Genomic DNA, 15699 nt, shown 5'->3' with positions numbered 1-15699 from the left:
CCTTCCGCCGCGCGTTGCCGGCGATTCCAGCGTGCCGGGCAATTCCTATTGGCCGGTCAACATCTCGTCGGCCCACGAGCCACGGAACGGCGTTGGCATCGATTCGCGCACGTTCGTCTGTCAGGTAACGAATCCGAGCAGAACGGCACCACTGTCAACGACGGAGCGTCGATTCTGCCATGGCGCCGGGCCAAGACCGTTGGCTGACATTACACCTGACGCATCTTCAAAACGACCACACACAAATCCTCAGTTGCACTGAAATTTTCAACGGAAAGGTTTTTGGGGGAGGTACGTAGAAGGGCAAAGCATGACGCGATTTCTTTAATGAACGAAATACACGGCAATTCAAATTTTAATTACCACAGATGCATCGTAACTCGGGGGTTGAATTGAAGAAGAGTTCTCTTGGTTTGTTGGCGGCTGGTGTGATCTCGATGTTCGTCGTCGCGGGATGTGGCGGCGGTGGCGATGGTGGCGGCACGCCGGCAAACTCCGGCGGCGCGGCGAATGCGGCCAGTGCGCCCGTCGTCGCGTCTACGCCTGTTGCTGCCAGCGCTCCGGTCGCTTCATCGCAACCGGTGACGGTTGGCGAGGCGCTACCCAGCCTGACGACTCCGCAGGCCGGATCGACGGCCGCGACGGCGACCACCCCGGTCGGAATCTGGACAGCCTCCGGCACCCTCGGCTACACGACCATAGCCCTCGTCGATCCGCACAACAACCTGACCACGATGAATACGTTGGGATCGTTCGTGATGTCCGATGATTTCACGAATCTGACGGTGAATGGCGCGACATGGACCCTGAATTCAGGAATCAACTTCAACGCCAGGACCGGATTCACCACGAGAATCGACTCCGGATCCGGGTCGTACAGCGCGAAGCAAACCTTGTCCGGAGCCATGAGCCAAGGCGGTACTGCGTCGAACTTCACGTGGACCTACAACGCGGCAAACGCCCTGAGCGTCACGCAGGATAGCGTCGTGGGCACGTGGGCGACGACGAACGCGTCGTTCACGATCGGATCGGGTGGCACGGTGAGCGGCACGCTGAGCGGTTGCAACATGAGCGGCACGTTGACGCTCGCCACGCCCGGCTCGAATCAGAACATGTACGACATGACCTTGACGGCATCGGCGTCGACGGGCTGCCAGGTGCCGGCAGGCGTTCCGCTGTCGGGGAGCGCGGCCATCATGTTCGTGCCGATCCGCGGGACCAACGGTTTCCAACGATCCATCCTGTATGTGCTGCGCGCGGCCGATTACAGCTTCGTCGCATACGGCCAGGTCATCAAGCAATAAACGTCGGATCGAATCGCACGCGGCGCTTTGACGGGCCGCGTGCGTCGCAAAGAACGTGACTCTTACGCGAAGTCTGGCGCAGCCGCTTCGAAGCCGATCGGCCGAACTGCATATTCATCGATCTCGTGCGAGCGCCAATGCACCCGGCAACGGTGACATCCGGTCGAGCGCAGGAATGACGCGGTACAGCCCGGACCTGGCAGCACGCGTTCGCCCCGGTTCGAGAGTGACGGCGCTTCGCGCGGCGCGAGGGTCGCGAAGAAATTTCTCCCCGAAAGCCCCCTAAAGAACGACCGGTCCGCGCCGTTATTTCATTCGGCGAAGGCTTGAAAAGCATTCCGGAATCAGATAGCAAACCACACGACCAACGACCGAGGTGCGCGCGGCCGGCGAAGCCGCGCGCATGACCACAAGATGGCACGCCGCAATTCGATTCCGCGCGCAGGCGCCGAGGGCTTGCGCGTGTTCTTCTTTTGCGTTGTCGCGGCACGTTCGCTGCCGCGCGGTGCAGTCGCTGCCGCCACCGTCCCGGAGGGCGGCGTGTCCACGCGCATTTCCGTTGTGCCGGTTGGCCGGTATCGCGTCTATCTCGCGCCGCGATCGGGAGCGTGCCGTACGACGCAGGCGTCAACGCGCTCACGCTCGTCAACCGGATGACGAGCCCGAATCCGATCGACGCGCTGGGCAACACGCCATGCAGAACCTTCAATCTCGAACTGCCACGCGGGCTCCAGGATCGGGAAAGTTGTCTCTTTTTTCACATGTAATTGGGTTTCGATAAACATGAAAATAAAGGCTGGACTCTGCGGGGCGTTGCTGTTGCTTGCGACAGCAACGGCATATGGACTGGGGGTGCAAAGCGGGCAAACGGAAGCGCCGGTGCCTGCATCGTCCGTCAATTCGATTTCAGACGCGATGGCGTCGCAGGTTGCCGAGCGCGCTCGTGTCTATGTGGGCAGCATCGGCGTGGATCCGGGCTCCGAGAATGGGCGCTTGCTCGTGCAGTGGTTGACCAAGGTCGCGCTCGTTCCGCAAAATCGCGCAAACCTGAACGCGTACGCTGCCGGCCGCAGTCCGTTCAGGACCGACATGCTGTCTCCCGAAAACCGGCTGAAGGTGCTGCGTCTGATAAAGGAAATCGCAAGCGGTCCGCGAAACAGCTGCACGATGCCGCAGGCGCAAGCGAACGATCTTGGGGGGATGGCGAAAGCCATGTCGCCGAAGGAATTCCGCAGTGCGCTGGAGGTGATGGAAATCATCGTGACGCAACGTGCGGGGCAGACCGGCGCAGAGGAGCATTACACCGTGGCCGAATTGCTCGATGCGGACGCGCGCCTCGACGCATTGGAATTGCCTGATTCGCTTTCGAAAGGCCGCGAAGCCGAGCCCTGCGCGGCGTTCCTGTTCATGATCGATGCGGTCGATGCGATGCCGGAGCCGCAGCGGCAGCGCACGACATACGAGTTCTTCAAGATGATGAATGGCGGCGCGCAGGCGACGGAAAGCGTGCTCGGCGATCCGGTCGCGTACCTGGATGACGTGTTCGACGAGCGCCGCTTGCCGGATTCCATCCGGCGTCACCTGCCGCCGGACGGGAGCCGCCCATTGCCCTTTTCGCGTTTGATCGTGGACGCGGAGCGGGTGAACAAGGCGGCGCCGGAAAGCGAGGGTCCGGTCACGGATACCTATGTCAATCGGCGCAATAACGGTGTCGTTGCCGAGCTCGTCACCTCGCCTGACCGTTCGGGCAAGGCGAAATGGGCGAGCTTCGTGTTGACCTTCGGCATCGTGGACCTGTCTTCCCAAGGCATATGGAATGGTGCAACGATGCTCAGTACGCTGAAGGACGACACGGCGATCGCGATCGCGAACCAGCCGATCATGACGGGCAAGCGAATCGAGATGCCCGTTCCTCAGCCGTCGAGCAAAGGTCAATTGTCGCGGCGCTGCGAAGTCGGGAAGACGGCGCCCGCGTCGTCGATCTTTCGTACGTTGACGGGGGATGCCGTTGACTTCGACTGCAGCGAGCTCCGGAAGGACGGCACGACGACGCGTGTCCGCGCTGTCTGGCTGGCCAATTACGGCATTACGCTGCCCACGGCCTATGACGATGAAGATGGGCGGACCGACGTCGTCATCAAGAACGTCACGATCGTGACGCCATGACGGCGACAGCAACGGTTCGACCGCGCATTCGTGCGAATGCGCGAGCGTCATATGGCGATGATCCGGTCAGAAACGAAACGTATGCGGATGCCGCGATCGCGGGGCGTCATCGAATGGCGTTCGTTCGTCAGGTGAAGCGATCGGCCGGCGTCGTCGGGCTGTTTGCCATGTTGGCAGGTTTGCCCGATGCCGCCTCGGCGTTGCCGCTTGCGCCACGTGTGGATGGTGCGACGACGCCGCCATTTCAGCGCAATGCGACGCATGGATTGCCGCTGCCGTTCGTCGATGACACGACGCCATGTGTGCTGACGCTGAGCGACCGTTTCTGGAGCGTTTCTCCGCTCGACAAGCCGCGTGTGCCGCGCGACACATGCAGGAACGAAGCGGCGGCGGGCAATCTGACCGCAAGGGCCATCTACGGCCAGATGATGTTGTACGGCTACACCGCGCGACCGGACGTGAACCGGGGCATGGCGATCCTGAGGGCGGCTGCGAACGATGGATCGGCGTTGGCGCGACGCTCGCTCGGCGGTGTTTACTACGACGGAGTCATCCTGCCGCGGGACTATGCACGGGCGCGGGCGTGGTTCGCGTCGGCGGCGAGCGACGGCGACATCGTGTCGGCGAACCTGCTCGGCCAGATGAGTGCAAACGGAGAAGGGCAGCCGGTCGACGATGTGGCCGCCTATCGGTACTTCGTTACGGCAGCCGAAGGCGGTTCCATCACTGGCGCCACCAATGCGGGGAAGCTCGCGCTGACCGGGCGGGGCGTCGCGCGCGATCCCGCGGTCGCGGCGGCCTGGCTGTCGCGCGGTGCGGTGGGCGGGGATGCCAGTGCGCAGTTCATCCTCGGCCTGATGCTCGTTCGCGGCGACGGCGTGCTGCGCGATGTCGACAACGGGGCCGCGTGGCTCGACATGGCGGCCGGGCAGGGCAACGCCGACGCGCGGGCCGCGCTTGGCAATCTCTATCTCGCGGGCGTTGGCCGGCCGCGCGACGATCGTCGAGGCTTCAGCCTGATGTCGGCTGCGGCTCTCGGCGGTTCCACCTACGCGCAGCGCAGGCTCGGCGAACTGTACGAAAGCGGAACGGGTGTCGGCCGGGACGACGCCAAGGCGCGCATTTGGTATCGGAAGGCTGCGCTCGGCGGCGATGCGTGGGCGCGCTTCGCGCTCGCCAACGTCTACCGGACCGGTCGCGGCGGCCCGGTCGATCTGGAAGGGGCGCTCGGATGGATGCAGGGCGCCGCAGATGCGGGGCTGGCTGTCGCCCAGAACGACCTCGGAGCGATGTTGAAGGATGGCATCGGGACGAAACCGGATCCCGCGGCAGCCAGGACGTGGTTCGAGAAGGCCGACGCACAAGGCTACGGGATCGCGTCGCTCAATCTCGCCCGTTTGGCGTCTCGCGGAGACGGTGAGCCGGCTGATCTTCGCAAGGCGTTTCAGCTTGCCAGCCGCGGCGCTGAGCACGGCAGCGACGCCGCTGCATTGGAGGCCGCGGGCATGGCGTGGCAGGGGCGGGGCACGGCGGTGGATCGACCGCGGGCCATGCAATGGTTCCGGTTTGCGGCCGATCGCGGCAACGTCGAGACGGCCCGGTGGGTCGGCTATCAGTATCTGTCAGGAACTGACGTGCCGCGCGACGAGCGCACGGGGCTGCACTACCTGAAGCTCGCGGCGGATGCCGGCGACCAGACCGCCGGCGTGTGGCTGGGCGCCTATCTGAACGAACGTTACATGTCCCTGGCCGACAAGACGGGCCTCCGGTGGCTGGAGGCGCTCGCGAACCGGCAGGTTCCCGCCGCTTATACGGCGCTCGGCTATGCATACTGGCGCGGACAGTCGGTCGGGCCCGATCCTAAGGCCGCGCTGGACTGGTTTTCGCGTGGGGCGAAACTGGGCGACCTGCAGTCGCAGGCCTGGCTCTGCTTCATGTATGCGGACGAAAACAGCACGGTGCGTTCTGCGGCCGATGCTGCGCGCTGGTGCCGGATTGCCGCTGACAAAGACAGTGTCGTTGCGATGCGCATGCTCGCGTCGTCCGGTGGCAGCCTCATTACGCCCGACGAGCGCGTCTACTGGCAGTGGAAGCTCGCTGAGCGCGGCGAGCAGAAGTATCAGTCGATGCTGGGCGACGCGTACGATCTGGGCGATGGTGTGCCGGAAGACTTCGATGCCGCGATGTACTGGTTTCGTCGCGCGGCGGAGCAGGGCGACGTGTCCGCGCAGGGCTCGCTCGCCTGGCATCTGTCGACCGGACTTGGGGGGCGAACCGACGAGTACGAGGCGTTTGCATGGGCGCTGCGTGCCGCGCCGGCAAGCGCCGAGGCGAAGCGGATGGTGGGTATCGCCTATCTTCGCGGCCGCGGCGTGGTGCGCGATCTGACCGAGGCGCATGCGTGGCTCGAGAAGGCGGTGAACGCGGGATCGCAGTGGGCGGAAAGCGATCTTGCGCGGATGTACGAAACGGGCGCGGGTGTGCGGCGCGACGAAGCGACTGCGCTGGACTGGCACCGCAGCGCCGCCAGTCGCGGCTCGGAGGTGTCCGAGATCGCGCTTGCGTTGCGCGGCGTGACGGCCGGCGCTGAAGCACGGCTTCCGTCCAACGAGACGCGGTGGCTGGTGCCTGCCGATGCGACCTCGACGTTGTGGCGCGACCCCGCGGCCAATTCGGCCGCCGCCGGGCGCCGCTGGAACGGCCTGTCGTGTCTGAGCGCGGCACTGCTCGGGGATCCGTTCATGCAGTACGCCGTTGGCATGCTCTTTCTGGTCGGCGACGGCGTTCCGAGAGACAGAGCGCTCGGCACTGCGTGGATTGCGCTGGCGCGCAAGCGCTTTGGGGCAGAACCCGCGTTCCGGATTTACGGTGCTGCGACGGCGATCATCGAGTCGCGGGTCGCGCAGCGTTTGGGTGACGACGAGAAGCGACGGGCCGCGGATATCGAAGCGAATCTGATCGCGACGGTGCATTGAGGCTGCCCGATCCGGCCTTGGATTCATGGGGGCGGCATGCCGTACGGTTTCGACGCGGTGACGATGTACGCATTGCGTCAGTGTCTTGGTAAATGTTCGCGGGACAATATGATTTTGATCGTTGATGTTGCCTATTCGGAAAGTGGTGCATGTGTCGCGGGAGTCGTTATCGAATCCTGGGAAAGCGATGCACTCGTCGATAGGCTGGTGGCCAAAATTGATGATGTGGCGGGCTATATATCCCGGGGAAATTCTATTTGCGGGAGCTGCCGTGCATCATCGAATTATTGAAGTGCGTGAAATATCCGCTCGAGTGTATCGTGATCGATGGATATGTGACACTTGGCGCTGACGAGCATCCAGGGCTTGGCATGCTGTTGTGGCAGCACCTCGACGGCAAGATTCCGGTCATCGGGGTCGCGAAATCGAAGTCCGTCGGAACTCCTGAAAATGCAGAGATACTGCGCGGGGGGAGTTTGAAGCCGCTATTTGTTACGGCTGCGGGCGTCGATCTGCAGCGGGCAAAGAATAATGTAATTAAAATGGGCGGGAAATTCAGAATTCCGGATTTGATCAAGGCCGCCGACAGGCTCTCGCGAAACCCCGGTGATGTGTAGTTGAACAACGGCAACACCCGTCGGGTCGTAGGCGGGGTGTTCTTTGCCTCCGGATGCTGCGCACGTAGCTCAGGCAAGTCGCGCTCGAGACGATCTCTAATCGTTTGGGTAGTCGGTGCGGGCTCGTGCAGATGCGCGAGATAGAAGCCGCGGAGCCGGGTATGACCGGCTGGTGACGGCACCAGCCGCTCGCGGCCGCCCTTGATTTCAAGCGGGCCGCGAGCAGAACCAATTTACTTGTTGCTTTCGTCCTTGATCTGCGGCAGCGCCGAAGCCTCACCCGGCGTCAGCAGCCCGACCTGCGTATACACGCGCAGCTTGTCGCGCGTATCGGTGATGTCGAGATTACGCATCGTCAGCTGCCCGATCCGATCGCGCGGCGAGAACGTCGACGCGACCTTCTCCATCGACAGGCGTTCCGGCTGGTACGTCAGATTCGGCGACTTCGTGCTGAGAATCGAGTAGTCATTGCCGCGACGCAGCTCGATCTTCACCTCGCCGGTCACTGCGCGCGCGACCCAGCGCTGCGCCGTTTCACGCAGCATGATCGCTTGCGGATCGAACCAGCGGCCTTGATACAGCAGGCGGCCAAGCCGGCGCCCATTCTCGCGGTACTGCTCGATCGTGTCTTCGTTGTGGATGCCGGTAACCAGACGCTCGTACGCGATGTACAGCAGCGCCAGCCCCGGAGCTTCATAAATCCCGCGGCTCTTCGCCTCGATGATCCGGTTCTCGATCTGGTCGCTCATCCCGAGCCCGTGACGGCCGCCGATGCGGTTCGCCTCGAGCAGCAGCTCGACCTGATCCTTGAACTCGACGCCGTTCAGCGCAACCGGCTGGCCCGCTTCGAAACGCACCGTCACTTCTTCCGCCGCGACCTTCACGTCATCGCGCCAGAACGCGACGCCCATGATCGGGTTCACGATCTTGATGCCGCTTTCGAGGCTTTCCAGATCCTTCGCCTCGTGCGTCGCGCCGAGCAGGTTCGAGTCGGTCGAATACGCCTTCTCCGCCGACATCTTGTACGCGAAGCCAGCCTGGTTCATGAACTCCGACATTTCCGCGCGGCCGCCGAGCTCGTCGATGAACGTCTGGTCGAGCCACGGCTTGTAGATCTTCAGATCCGGGTTCACGAGCAGGCCGTAGCGGTAGAAACGCTCGATGTCGTTGCCCTTGTACGTGCTGCCGTCGCCCCAGATGTTGACGCCGTCTTCCTTCATCGCGGCGACGAGCATCGTGCCCGTCACGGCGCGGCCGATCGGCGTCGTGTTGAAGTACGTGATGCCGGCGGTCGAGATATGGAACGCGCCGGATTGCAGCGCGGCGATGCCTTCGGCCACGAGCTGCGCGCGGCAGTCGATCAGGCGGGCGCCGGCCGCGCCGTATTCGATCGCACGTTTCGGGATCGCGTCGTAATCGTCTTCGTCGGGCTGGCCGAGGTTCGCCGTGTATGCGTACGGGACGGCGCCCTTGAGTTTCATCCAGTGCAGCGCGGCGCTGGTGTCCAGGCCGCCGGAGAAGGCGATACCGACCTTCTGGCCGGTCGGGAGGCTTTCGAGAATCGTGCTCATAGGAATTACCGAGGATTGAAGTCCGGTTGGATCGTATTTCGCGGAATATGCGAGTATCGGCTGTCCGGGAACTTGGGGCAAGGGTTGATTTCGGGCGGGCGGCCCCGCCGGGCCTGTCGCAGCGGGCCGGAGCGCCCGCCCGGCGGCACCGGAAGCGCGTCGCGGCCCGGGCCCGGCTCAGGGGCCGGATCGATGGCGGACAGCCCGCGCGCCCGCGCGAACCGGCAGGAATGCACCACGCGGGTGCATTCTCGGCCACGCACGGCCGCGGTGGCCGGCGCTCAGATATTCCACGCCCGCGCCGTATCCAGCAGCCGTTCCCGCAACTGGTCGACCTCGGCGGCCAGCTTCGCCGAAATCGACACGTATCCGGACAACTGCGGCGGCGGCGCGTCGACCTGCGCATCCTGCCGCCGCCGGGTCGCCCCGAGCCGGCTCGGCGTGCCGAACTTCAGCGCGCGGCTCGCGCCGACCAGCACGTCGCGGATGTTCCGGTTGGTCGCCTTCATCGCGACGCGCATATAGTCGCGTGCGGCCGTGTCGTCGCGGGCCGGCAGCGCGCTCGACAGGATCTCGAGATAGCCGATGCACAGGCGCAGGCCGCGCTGGATCGCCTCGAGCTGCGCCATCGAGATCTCGCACTCCTTCGACACGGACGGCATCAGCGAGCGCAGCTGCACGAGCAGCGCGCTCAGTGCGGCCATGTCCTTCAGGTGCGCCTCGTCGCTGACCTGCCGATCGCCGGCGATCCGCGCGTGCACGGCGGCGCACGCGCGCAGCGCGTCGGCGAGCTTGTAGCGCCACGAATAGGTTGCATAGAGCGGCAGCGCGAACGAGAACGACAGCGCGATCACGATGCCGACCAGCACGTTCACCGCGCGCCACAGGCCGTCGACGATCTCGTTGTCGCCGTGCCCGGCGACGATCACCATCGTGATCGCCGACAGCAGCGCGATATAGCCGGCCTTGCCGATCGCGTGATACGCGCAGACGCCGCACGCGACCGCCATCACCGCGTAGATCGCGAGCGGCGCGTGGACGACCGAGTGCAGCAGGATCAGCAGCAGCCCGGCGAGCGCGCCGATCGACGTGCCGAGCGCGCGCTCGGCCGCTTTCTTGCGGATGTTGCCGTGATGCTGCAGGCCGCCGACGACGATCAGCACGGTGATCGTCGACCACTCGCCGTGCGGAATCCGCAGGCCGGTCGACAGGCCGATCGACATCAGGATCGCGAGCGACACGCGCGCCGCGTGGATCAGCTTCGCGTGCCGGTAACGGCGGTAGGGGTCGAGCAGCGGGCGGAGCGCGCTACGGACGAGGGTCGGCAGCCGGGTGTGGAGCAGGGCGGTCATGGCGGAAAGCGGGTGACGAGGAAACGCGCCGGCGGGCGGCCCGGCCGGCGACGCGTCGCGGCTGCGATCAGACGTAACGCTAGCGGAACGGGCGCGGGCTGTCCACGCCAAGGGCCGAATGCCACCCCGTCACGCTTCCGTGCGGCTCAGCGCCGTGTCCCACACGCGGTTGCGGCCGCCGGATTTCGCGTGATAGAGCGCCTCGTCCGCGAGCTTGAGCAGCGTCGCGGCGCTCATCGCGCGCTGGCCGCCGCTGGTCGCGGTGCCGATGCTGACGGTGACGTGCCCGTACGGGCTCATCACGTGCTCGATGTCGAGCTCGGCGATCGCGCGCCGCAGCGCCTCCGCGACGGTCGCCGCGCCGCGCGTGTCGGTGTCGGGCAGCGTGACCACGAATTCCTCGCCGCCGTAGCGCGCGACATGGTCGCCCGGGCGGCGCAAGACGCGCAACGCGCACTGCGCGACCTCGCGCAGCACGTCGTCGCCCGCCTGGTGGCCGTAGAAGTCGTTGAAGGACTTGAAGTGGTCGACGTCGACGAACAGCACGGACAGCGCCCGGCCGCTGCGGCTCGCGCGCTGGGCCTCCTGCGCGAGCACGGCGTCGAACGTGCCGCGGTTGTCGAGGCCGGTCAGCGCATCGGTGTGCGCGAGGCGCACCAGCTTCGCTTCGGCCACCTGCCGGCGCCGCAGCTCGCGCGACAGCAGTACCGAGCCGGTCGCGATGATGACCGTGAAGGCCATCATCAGCACCACGATCCAGATCGCGCGGTCGCGCCACGGCGCATACACGTCCTCCTCGGCCGGCGCGACGTTGACGATCAGCGGCAGGCCGCTCATGTGCCGGTAAACGAAATAGCGCCGCACGCCGTCGATCGACGCGCTGCCGTTCAGCACGCCTTCGCGCTGCGCGAGCGCCTGGGCGAACAGCGGCGCCTTGCTCAGGTCGCGGCCGACCATGGCCGGGTCGTACGGCAGCCGGCACACGAGCGCGCCGTTGTCCTCGACGATCGACGCGGTGCCGCGCTTGCCGACCGCGATGCCGTCGAGCAGCGCGCGGAAGTAGTCGATGCTCAATGTGCCGACGACGATGCCGCCGAACGAGCCGTCCGGCCGGTCGATCCGGCGGCTAAGCGCGATCGTCAGCGCGCCGTTGCGCAGCCGGGACGCGTACGGCTTGCTGATGAACAGCCCGTGGCTGAGCTTGTCGCGCTGCGCGATGAAATAGTCGCGGTCGGCGAAATTGCCGCGCCGCGCGGGCATCGAGCGGGAATCGATGATGATGTCGCCCTGCGGGTCCATCACGAAAATCGAGCCGAGATAGCGGCCGGTGGCCGCGCGGTCGAACAGCATCCGGTGCCGCAGTGCCGGCGGCAGCGCCATCAAGGCCGGATCGGTGACGCCGTCGACGACGTTCTGCAGCGACAAATCGTACAGCTCGATATTCCGCGCGACGTCGCGCTCGATGAGCAGCATCAGGTTGCGGGCATTGTCGATCGCGTGGCGATAGGCGTCCTGGCGCGCTTCGGCCAGCACCGATACGCACAAACTCCAGCTGAACAGCAGCAGCGCGAAGCCGGAAACGATGATGCCGTTGGGCGACAGGATCCGTGCGACTGTCGCAGCAACAGGGCGGCGCAACGCTTGCAGCGGCGGGAAGGGGATCATCCTGATGGGATTAAGGGGCGGAAGATGCGCGCATTGGACGATCCCGCACGATTATTTCGAGATATTCCATATTATCTCGCGAACTTCAACGAACTGACCATATTGCCAAACGCGGTTCATGGTTTGACGCGAATCCGACCCGATTACAGTGCATGACCGTGATCGGCAGTAGCGCGCCCCGATTTGAATCGACACGGTAGTTTCTGCATTTTGTCCGATTATCGTCAATCTGGCGGGCCGGTTTTCAGGCTAATCGGTATTTTGACGGTTCCGGACCAGCCGGCCGGTGGGCGTCCGGCGCAGGCGCGCCTTGGTGGACACGCCTGACCCAGCCGGCCGCACCTCGCCGGCCGCGCCTGGCCGGCCGCACCCAACCCCTTGATTCCGCAAAGGCTGCGCGGTGGACGAATCAGGTAGAATCCGCGCTTCGCCGCAGGCGCCCGGCGCGCGACATGCCCGGGGCGCTGCATCGCTGCAAGCCGCGGAGCGCATCGTGCCCCGGTTTCGCACGGGCGCCGGCCCTGCCGGCCGTCGGCCCGCTCAACGTTCGTCCGTTTTATGTCCGCACTTCCGAATCCCGACCGACCCGGTTCGCCCGAGAACCCTCCCAAGCTCCACCGTGCGCTGAAAGCGCGCCACCTGACGATGATCGCGATCGGCGGCTCGATCGGCACCGGCCTGTTCGTCGCGTCCGGCGCGTCGATCTCGCAGGCCGGCCCCGGCGGCGCGATGGTCGCGTACATGCTGATCGGCCTGATGGTCTACTTCCTGATGACGAGCCTCGGCGAGATGGCGGCGTTCATGCCGGTGTCGGGCTCGTTCGCGACCTACGGCGCGAAGTACGTCGACGAAGGCTTCGGCTTCGCGCTCGGCTGGAACTACTGGTACAACTGGGCGGTGACGATCGCGGTCGAACTGGTCGCGGCGCAGCTCGTGATGCATTACTGGTTCCCGGATGTGCCCGGCGTCTGGTGGAGCGCGGCGTTCCTCGCGCTGATCTTCGCGCTCAACGCGCTCACCGTGCGCGGTTTCGGCGAGGCGGAATACTGGTTCGCGCTGATCAAGGTCGTGACCGTGGTCGCGTTCATCGGCGTCGGCCTGCTGATGATCTTCGGCATTCTGAAGGGCGCGCCGCACAACGGCTGGAGCAACCTGACGATCGGCGATGCGCCGTTCGCGGGCGGCCTGCCGGCGATGATGGGCGTCGCGATGATCGCGGGCTTCTCGTTCCAGGGCACCGAGCTGATCGGCGTCGCGGCCGGCGAATCGGAAAACCCGCGCACGACGATCCCGCGCGCGGTGCGTCAGGTGTTCTGGCGGATCCTGCTGTTCTACGTGCTGGCGATCTTCGTGATCGGCGTGCTGATTCCCTATACCGACCCGAACCTGCTGAAAAGCGACGTGACCGACATCGGCGTGAGCCCGTTCACGCTGGTGTTCCGTCACGCGGGCCTCGCGTTCGCGGCCGGCGTGATGAACGCGGTGATCCTGACCGCGGTGCTGTCGGCCGGCAACTCGGGCATGTATGCGTCCACGCGGATGCTGTACAACCTCGCGACCGAAGGCCGCGCGCCGAAGCTGTTCGCGAAGCTGTCGCCGGGCGGCGTGCCGCGCAATGCGCTGTATGCGACGACGGCGGTCGGCGCGCTGTGCTTCCTCACCTCGCTCTACGGCGACAAGACGGTCTACATGTGGCTGCTGAACACGTCGGGCATGACGGGCTTCATCGCATGGCTCGGCATCGCGGTGAGCCATTACCGGTTCCGCAAGGGCTACATCGCGCAGGGCTATTCGCTCGACCAGCTGCCGTACGAATCGAAGTGGTTCCCGTTCGGCCCGCTGTTCGCGTTCGTGCTGTGTATCGTGATCGCGCTCGGCCAGGATTATCAGGCGTTCCTCGCGAACCGGATCGACTGGGTCGGCGTGCTCGCGACCTACGTCGGCATTCCGCTGTTCCTCACGGTGTGGGGCGGCTACCGGCTCGCGAAAAAGAGCCGCTTCGTGCGCTACGAGGACATGGAAATCGCGCCGTGGGTGGACGCGAGCCGGGATTCGCAGCGCGTGAAGGTGCAGGCGGTGTCGACGCCGGAAACGGCGGCATGAACGATGCGGCGCATGACGCCGCCGCGCTCCGGACGAAACGGGAAGCCTGCGGGCTTCCCGTTTTTTTTCGCGTGGCGGATGACGGCGCGTCAGTAGCGGCCGACGACCCCATTCCGGTTGCCGTGCACGCCGATGCGCACATGCTCGCTTTCCAGGTCGGCGCGTGCGACGACGAAGGCCTGGTTGGCGCGCAGCCGCTTCGGATTCGGAATGCCGGACGCGCCGGTGAGCGCGCTCGACCACTGCGGTGCGTTCGCGGTGCCGCGGTTGTAGTCGACGTGGACGTCTACGTCGTCCGGGCCGGGATTGGTGATCGTGACCGGGGAATGCTGACCGAAGTCGAACGCAAGCGTACCTTCCGCGGCGATGTTGAACTGGGGCATGTCGCCCTCCTCGAAAGAATGTCGGTGATGCCGTCGTGGCGCGACGCGACGCACGCGCCGACGGCGGGAAACGCCGCACCGGTTGGCGATGGGCGGCTGGGAATCAGGTTAAGCGCGGCCGTCGTGCGGTGAAATGCGGCATTCGTCATGGACCGTTCGGCCCGATCGCGCGGCCGGCCCGCGTGATTTTTTTATCGGCACCGGCCTGCATGCGGTCAAAGCCGGTTATATTTCCCGACCCTGCCGGGCCGCGGATCGGCCGCCGCCCGGTGTTTCAATCGCTCCGTCGGGGCCGGCATGGCGCGCGGGGCGCGCAACCAAGAGGAATTCATGAGCGCATCACCTGCCGAGCGGACGGCCGAGACCGTCTCCATCGTGCGAATCGAAGCGGCGATCAATGCGTGGCGCGAAGTGTATCCGCCGGCTCCGGACGGCGAGGACGGCTATGCGCTCGACGCCGGCAGCAACTGCCTTGCCGAACTCTATGGCGCGATGATCTGCTACCAGCAGGCGAGCGTGCCGCTCGACACGTTGAACACCGATCAGCGCGACGCGCTGTTCGCGACGGAGGGGTAACAGGACGGTCCGGTCGGCCCGGCCGCCCGACGCCGTTGCCGCCGCTCAAGCCCGGGCCGATTCTGTCGACAACATGGGGATCACATTGGAGGGTCTCGATGAAATCGATGAAACGGCGGATGCCTGCATGGCGCGGGGCCGCGCTCATGTTCGCCGCGCTGGCGGGCTGCGCGCCGGCGATCGTGGCCGAGGACGCGCACCTGGTTGCGCCGGCAACCGGGTTGCCGAATCGGGTCGTGCAGCAGGAGGCGATCATCCACCTGTCGACCGGCTTCGATCGCCGGATCGCGGCCGGTACGCAGTGGCGATTCGTCGGAACCTTGCCTCAAGGCCGGGTGTTCCGCGCCGTTAACAAGGTCTTTGCCATCGTCGGCCGGCAAGAGCACGAAGCGTATCTGGTGCTCGACGACAACCGGCTCGTTGGCTTCTACTTGCCCGGCGTAGCGCATTTTTCTCCGCTGGACCCGCCTGTGTCACTTCAATTGGGAGATGTCCGATGATCGGAAAGTGCCGTGCATGGCTGTTCGCCGCCGGTGTAACGTTGCTCGCGAGCGGTTGCGCGTCGGGGCCGCAATACAGCGAGATGGCCAAGTCGATCCCGCCGCTGGCGTCCGATCACGGCCGCATCTACTTCTACCGCACGAACATGTTGTTCGGCGCGGCGATCCAGCCGCAGATCAAGCTGAACGACGAAGCCGTCGGCCGCTCGCAGCTCGGCAGCTTCTTCTACGTCGACAAGCTGCCCGGCAACTACAAGGTCACGACCACGACCGAAACGGAAGAGGCCGTGACGTTCAAGCTCGACGCGGGCGAAACGAAGTACGTGCGGACCTACGCGACGATGGGCGTGCTCGTGTACCGCGTCGTGCCGTCGCTGGAAGACGAGGCGGTGGGGATGGGCCGGATCCGCGAACTCAAGTACTCGGTCGACAACACGCCGGCCGACCAGCAGAAGTGGAACCGGCAGAAGTAACGCCGCACTGATCG

At 65.3% G+C, this 15699-nt stretch carries 12 protein-coding genes; 8 read left to right on the top strand and 4 right to left on the bottom strand.

The genetic code is table 11. The features are described 5' to 3' along the window. The first annotated feature begins 392 nt into the window (after positions 1 to 392). The 4 genes from ABFO07_RS26500 (at position 393) to ABFO07_RS26485 (ending at position 7062) form a co-directional block, all read left to right on the top strand. Positions 393 to 1304, top strand: coding sequence for a hypothetical protein (locus tag ABFO07_RS26500; RefSeq protein WP_322228375.1), 912 nt, complete (start codon positions 393 to 395; stop codon positions 1302 to 1304). Positions 1305 to 2087: 783 nt separating this feature from the next. After that, on the top strand, positions 2088 to 3470 hold the full coding sequence (locus ABFO07_RS26495; RefSeq protein ID WP_063899257.1) for a hypothetical protein: 1383 nt from the start codon (positions 2088 to 2090) through the stop codon (positions 3468 to 3470). Next, a complete protein-coding gene (locus ABFO07_RS26490) occupies positions 3467 to 6445 on the top strand; it encodes a tetratricopeptide repeat protein (RefSeq protein WP_230961526.1) in 2979 nt (992 codons plus the stop codon). Before ABFO07_RS26495 ends, ABFO07_RS26490 begins: the two co-directional genes overlap by 4 nt. A gap of 296 nt (positions 6446 to 6741) precedes the next feature. Then, positions 6742 to 7062 (top strand): hypothetical protein, encoded by a 321-nt coding sequence (locus ABFO07_RS26485; protein WP_196481529.1) that lies wholly within the window; start codon positions 6742 to 6744, stop codon positions 7060 to 7062. Positions 7063 to 7295: 233 nt separating this feature from the next. Here the strand turns inward: ABFO07_RS26485 and argG are convergent, their stop codons facing one another. From argG to ABFO07_RS26470, 3 genes are all read right to left on the bottom strand, one after another. Then, complete coding sequence (argG, locus tag ABFO07_RS26480; RefSeq protein ID WP_059563327.1) at positions 7296 to 8633, bottom strand: argininosuccinate synthase; 1338 nt, start codon at positions 8631 to 8633, stop codon at positions 7296 to 7298. 281 nt (positions 8634 to 8914) lie between these two features. After that, entirely contained in the window at positions 8915 to 9985 is a 1071-nt protein-coding gene (locus tag ABFO07_RS26475) for an FUSC family protein (protein ID WP_059563326.1), read from the bottom strand. A 129-nt stretch (positions 9986 to 10114) separates the two neighbouring features. Then, positions 10115 to 11650 (bottom strand): sensor domain-containing diguanylate cyclase, encoded by a 1536-nt coding sequence (locus ABFO07_RS26470; RefSeq protein WP_347468852.1) that lies wholly within the window; start codon positions 11648 to 11650, stop codon positions 10115 to 10117. Between the two features lie 558 nt (positions 11651 to 12208). Here ABFO07_RS26470 and ABFO07_RS26465 point away from each other — a divergent pair. Next, complete coding sequence (locus ABFO07_RS26465) at positions 12209 to 13753, top strand: amino acid permease (RefSeq protein ID WP_060018649.1); 1545 nt, start codon at positions 12209 to 12211, stop codon at positions 13751 to 13753. Between the two features lie 89 nt (positions 13754 to 13842). Here the strand turns inward: ABFO07_RS26465 and ABFO07_RS26460 are convergent, their stop codons facing one another. Beyond that, the gene (locus ABFO07_RS26460; RefSeq protein ID WP_059807381.1) at positions 13843 to 14136 is read right to left on the bottom strand and encodes a hypothetical protein; all 294 of its coding nucleotides are present in this window, start codon (positions 14134 to 14136) and stop codon (positions 13843 to 13845) included. Between the two features lie 330 nt (positions 14137 to 14466). Between ABFO07_RS26460 and ABFO07_RS26455 the strand changes: the two genes are divergently transcribed. The 3 genes from ABFO07_RS26455 (at position 14467) to ABFO07_RS26445 (ending at position 15685) form a co-directional block, all read left to right on the top strand. After that, positions 14467 to 14712 carry a DUF3717 domain-containing protein gene (locus ABFO07_RS26455; RefSeq protein WP_059563372.1) on the top strand — a complete coding sequence of 82 codons (246 nt, stop codon included), beginning with the start codon at positions 14467 to 14469 and terminating at the stop codon, positions 14710 to 14712. Between the two features lie 98 nt (positions 14713 to 14810). After that, positions 14811 to 15212: a hypothetical protein gene (locus ABFO07_RS26450; RefSeq protein WP_230942601.1), complete on the top strand. Its 402-nt coding sequence runs from the start codon at positions 14811 to 14813 to the stop codon at positions 15210 to 15212. Beyond that, a complete protein-coding gene (locus ABFO07_RS26445) occupies positions 15209 to 15685 on the top strand; it encodes a DUF2846 domain-containing protein (protein WP_059892390.1) in 477 nt (158 codons plus the stop codon). Before ABFO07_RS26450 ends, ABFO07_RS26445 begins: the two co-directional genes overlap by 4 nt. Positions 15686 to 15699 lie beyond the last annotated feature (14 nt).

Origin of the sequence: Burkholderia stagnalis (assembly GCF_039848545.1) — a bacterium.
GTDB classification, from domain to species: Bacteria; Pseudomonadota; Gammaproteobacteria; order Burkholderiales; family Burkholderiaceae; genus Burkholderia; species Burkholderia stagnalis.
Note: the sequence above shows the minus strand (reverse complement) of the source record. Positions and strands in the feature narration are given on the sequence as shown.

What these genes read in the sequence shown, in the direction of transcription:
- ABFO07_RS26495 (WP_063899257.1), top strand. Translation starts at nt 2,088, where the DNA reads ATGAAAATAAAGGCTGGACTCTGCGGGGCGTTGCTGTTGCTTGCGACA.
- ABFO07_RS26490 (WP_230961526.1), top strand. Translation starts at nt 3,467, where the DNA reads ATGACGGCGACAGCAACGGTTCGACCGCGCATTCGTGCGAATGCGCGA.
- argG (WP_059563327.1), bottom strand. Translation starts at nt 8,633, where the DNA reads ATGAGCACGATTCTCGAAAGCCTCCCGACCGGCCAGAAGGTCGGTATC.
- ABFO07_RS26475 (WP_059563326.1), bottom strand. Translation starts at nt 9,985, where the DNA reads ATGACCGCCCTGCTCCACACCCGGCTGCCGACCCTCGTCCGTAGCGCG.
- ABFO07_RS26470 (WP_347468852.1), bottom strand. Translation starts at nt 11,650, where the DNA reads ATGATCCCCTTCCCGCCGCTGCAAGCGTTGCGCCGCCCTGTTGCTGCG.
- ABFO07_RS26465 (WP_060018649.1), top strand. Translation starts at nt 12,209, where the DNA reads ATGTCCGCACTTCCGAATCCCGACCGACCCGGTTCGCCCGAGAACCCT.
- ABFO07_RS26460 (WP_059807381.1), bottom strand. Translation starts at nt 14,136, where the DNA reads ATGCCCCAGTTCAACATCGCCGCGGAAGGTACGCTTGCGTTCGACTTC.
- ABFO07_RS26455 (WP_059563372.1), top strand. Translation starts at nt 14,467, where the DNA reads ATGAGCGCATCACCTGCCGAGCGGACGGCCGAGACCGTCTCCATCGTG.
- ABFO07_RS26450 (WP_230942601.1), top strand. Translation starts at nt 14,811, where the DNA reads ATGAAATCGATGAAACGGCGGATGCCTGCATGGCGCGGGGCCGCGCTC.
- ABFO07_RS26445 (WP_059892390.1), top strand. Translation starts at nt 15,209, where the DNA reads ATGATCGGAAAGTGCCGTGCATGGCTGTTCGCCGCCGGTGTAACGTTG.